The organism is Candidatus Methylacidiphilales bacterium (genome assembly GCA_028713655.1).
Classification (GTDB): domain Bacteria; phylum Verrucomicrobiota; class Verrucomicrobiia; order Methylacidiphilales; family JAAUTS01; genus JAQTNW01.
The window spans coordinates 1-2,706 of the sequence record JAQTNW010000086.1; the positions used below are offsets into that span (position 1 = coordinate 1).

Here is a 2,706-nt window from a genome sequence, read left to right on the forward strand (position 1 = left end):
GGGTAGGTCACGGCATTTGCCCAGCCGTGGTTGTCGGTTGCGCTCAGCTGGACGCCCCGGTCTTTCAGGAAGCGCGTCAGGGTTCCGTCTCCCGCCGCGATTTCCAGGCAGCTTTTTCCTCCGATCATCCCGGCGAGGGCTCCGATCAGTTCGCGCGAATAGAAACAGTAAATTCCCCGCCCTTGCACCAGGGGCATGAGGCGCTTTTTCTGCCACACCAGCGGCCACAGCAGGTGGAACCAGAACAGGGAAACTGGCTTGCGTTCCAGCTCTTTGGCAAACAGCAGTTTCTGGGCGACAAAACCGTTGAAGAGGTTGAAGCGCAGCTTGCCTTTCGTGGCGCCTGCATTGGACGCCAGCGTGGACAGGGAGAGTTTCTTGACCGATTCGTGGGCCATGCGGCTACGGACCAGGTGCGACAGCGCAGTTTCGAGGCTTGCCTGGCGACTGCCGGGAGCAGGCTTGGCTGATGCCGCTTGCGCGGATACGCGTGCCAGGTAGGCCTTCAGGTCTTCCGCGCGGCCGGTCTCGACGATGGCTGAAATATCCTGCTGCACCGCTGCCCATTCCTTGGGGTAGCTGGCGCAAAGTTCATCCAGAGAAGGCTTGGTCTTCAGCCATTCAACTGCTTTTGCGTAAGCCGCCTGTTTCATGAAAATATCTTTGACATGTTTAGGATTTGGATCTGCCCATCGAGACTGGATAGTATCAAACAGTTGTATTTTGCTCGAAAGAGAAGGGCGCGGATTGGGTGTCGGGTTTTCTTACATTGCGCTGCGCTGCTCATCAGCGAACGATTTTAACTCTTTGTATATCAGGATATAAATATCCTTGGAACGGTTGATGCTTATATTGAAGCAAAAGGCCTGGTCTCGGCCCAAAAATTTTTCCGTTGAAACTTTTCCTTGGAGAATAATTATGAAACTCAAAAAACTCTCTACCGCCACAGCCTTAGCTGCCGCCCTGTTTGCAAGTAGCAGCGCTTTCGCTGTCGCCATTACACCTACTGTTTCCTTCAACCCTGGCACCACGCTGAATACCACGGGCCTGAGCACCTTCACCACAAGCGGGGCGCAAATGGCAGGCATGACGGTGACTGCCTATTTCAGCGGCGGCTCGAGCGAAACCGTGATTTGGGCTGCCGGTGCAGATCCCGCTGGGGCTGCCACGGGCACCGCCTGGTCTCTGGGATTCGCGGGCTTTACAACCTTTTCGCCCTCCTGGGAATTGCTGACGTCAGCCAATATGACCAACTCCATCACACGACTGGTCATCGATGGTCGGCCGGGTGATACGATTTTCGACACCATTCTGGACCCGGAAACCACACCCGGTTCTGCTCGTGGCACGGCTTTCTCCAGTGTCGACGGCCCCGCAGGCCTGAATGTGGCTGCCACCTATATGAACCAGGTTGCGCTGAACGGCACGGTTTATGGCGATCTGTTCACCGTGCTTGATATCGGTTTTTCCGCGGCGACCGGCGCGGCTGGTGGGTTGGGCGCCAACAGCAGTCTGATCTTTACCGCCGATACGGACAACACCGCCATTCAGGGTGACCTCAACCCCATTCCCGAGCCTGCCACAATGGCCCTGTTGGGTCTGGGTCTGCTTGGCCTCGGTTTCATGCGCCGCAGGGCCTGAATCTGTCGGAAAGTCTGACAACCAAAGGCGGCCGGAAGGCCGCCTTGCTTATTGCTCGGCTGAAAATCTCTTCATTGTTCCTGCGTAGTTCGCATCCGTCTAGCGAAAGGCCGTCGGCGCCACGCACAGCACAACGGCGCGTTAATCATGCTGGCCTATGAAGATCGCTCGCAACGGAACTTGCATTGGCTCAGGCCGTTCAAATTCAGTGCAAAGACGAAAAAAGCATGCCCGTGCTTCCGGGTCATTGAGCAAGAACCAGCCTCATTCCTCTCAGGAGAGCATCATGAAAAAGAACGCAAGCCTTTCAGTTCTTATGGCGGCGCTGCTGGGTATCGCCCCGTTAAGCCTCGCCTCCAAGCACGAGGTATCCGGGCATGAAAATGGCAAGACCACCTCCAGGGAAGTTCGACGGGAGGTCACCGACGCTGCCGAGACGATCAAGGACTATTCCGCCGACAAGCGCGACGAGGCGGTGAAAAAAGCGAAAGCCTCACTCGACGCCCTGGATGTCCGCATCGCGGCCATGGAAGCGCGCATCGACAAAAACTGGGACAAGATGGACGTGGCCGCACGCGAACAGGCACGCAGCACCCTGGATGCGCTTCGCAAGCAGCGGGTTCAGGTGGCTGAATGGTACGGTGGGCTGAAAAACAGCACCGCTGACGCGTGGGAGCGCATGAAGACGGGCTTCTCGGATTCCTACAAGTCCCTCCGCCACGCATGGGAGAAGGCGGATCGGCAATATGGGGGAGACGACAAGAAATAATCCTGGAACGTTTGGTCAGGGTGGCGTGTGTGATCGGCAGGTGAAAGTAACACTTTTCGCTTCACCTGATGCGTGAGGTCCTGCACAAATTCCATGCTGTCTTCGGTGATAGTCTCCTCCCCGTCGAGTCGGTTTTTGTGGAATGGATGTGCCTTCCACGGGAATGCCCGAATCTGGCATTATGTGAACATGGATCAATCCACCGAAGCAATCAGCAATCCGGACCTCTATTACCTCAAAAGCGTCACCGACTTGAGCGAAAGCGTGGAGGTCGTCAGCAGTGAAGATATCTATTC

General features: G+C 56.3%; 4 protein-coding genes. 2 read left to right on the forward strand and 2 right to left on the reverse strand.

From position 1 onward, the window contains the following. The coding region (locus tag PHD76_15220; GenBank protein ID MDD5263193.1) for a hypothetical protein at window positions 1-653 on the reverse strand (653 nt) is incomplete at its 3' end. A gap of 111 nt (window positions 654-764) precedes the next feature. Beyond that, window positions 765-1,088, reverse strand: a complete 324-nt coding sequence (locus tag PHD76_15225) for a hypothetical protein (GenBank protein MDD5263194.1) — start codon at window positions 1,086-1,088, stop codon at window positions 765-767. Here PHD76_15225 and PHD76_15230 point away from each other — a divergent pair. Together PHD76_15230 and PHD76_15235 are read left to right on the forward strand one after the other, a co-directional pair. Further along, on the forward strand, window positions 1,087-1,641 hold the full coding sequence (locus tag PHD76_15230) for a PEP-CTERM sorting domain-containing protein (protein ID MDD5263195.1): 555 nt from the start codon (window positions 1,087-1,089) through the stop codon (window positions 1,639-1,641). The two genes, PHD76_15225 and PHD76_15230, sit on opposite strands and share 2 nt — an antisense overlap. A 286-nt stretch (window positions 1,642-1,927) precedes the next feature. Then, on the forward strand, window positions 1,928-2,410 hold the full coding sequence (locus PHD76_15235; protein ID MDD5263196.1) for a hypothetical protein: 483 nt from the start codon (window positions 1,928-1,930) through the stop codon (window positions 2,408-2,410). The last annotated feature ends 296 nt before the right edge of the window (window positions 2,411-2,706 follow it).

What these genes read in the sequence shown, in the direction of transcription:
- PHD76_15235 (MDD5263196.1), top strand. Translation starts at nt 1,928, where the DNA reads ATGAAAAAGAACGCAAGCCTTTCAGTTCTTATGGCGGCGCTGCTGGGT.
- PHD76_15225 (MDD5263194.1), bottom strand. Translation starts at nt 1,088, where the DNA reads ATGCCTGCCATTTGCGCCCCGCTTGTGGTGAAGGTGCTCAGGCCCGTG.
- PHD76_15230 (MDD5263195.1), top strand. Translation starts at nt 1,087, where the DNA reads ATGACGGTGACTGCCTATTTCAGCGGCGGCTCGAGCGAAACCGTGATT.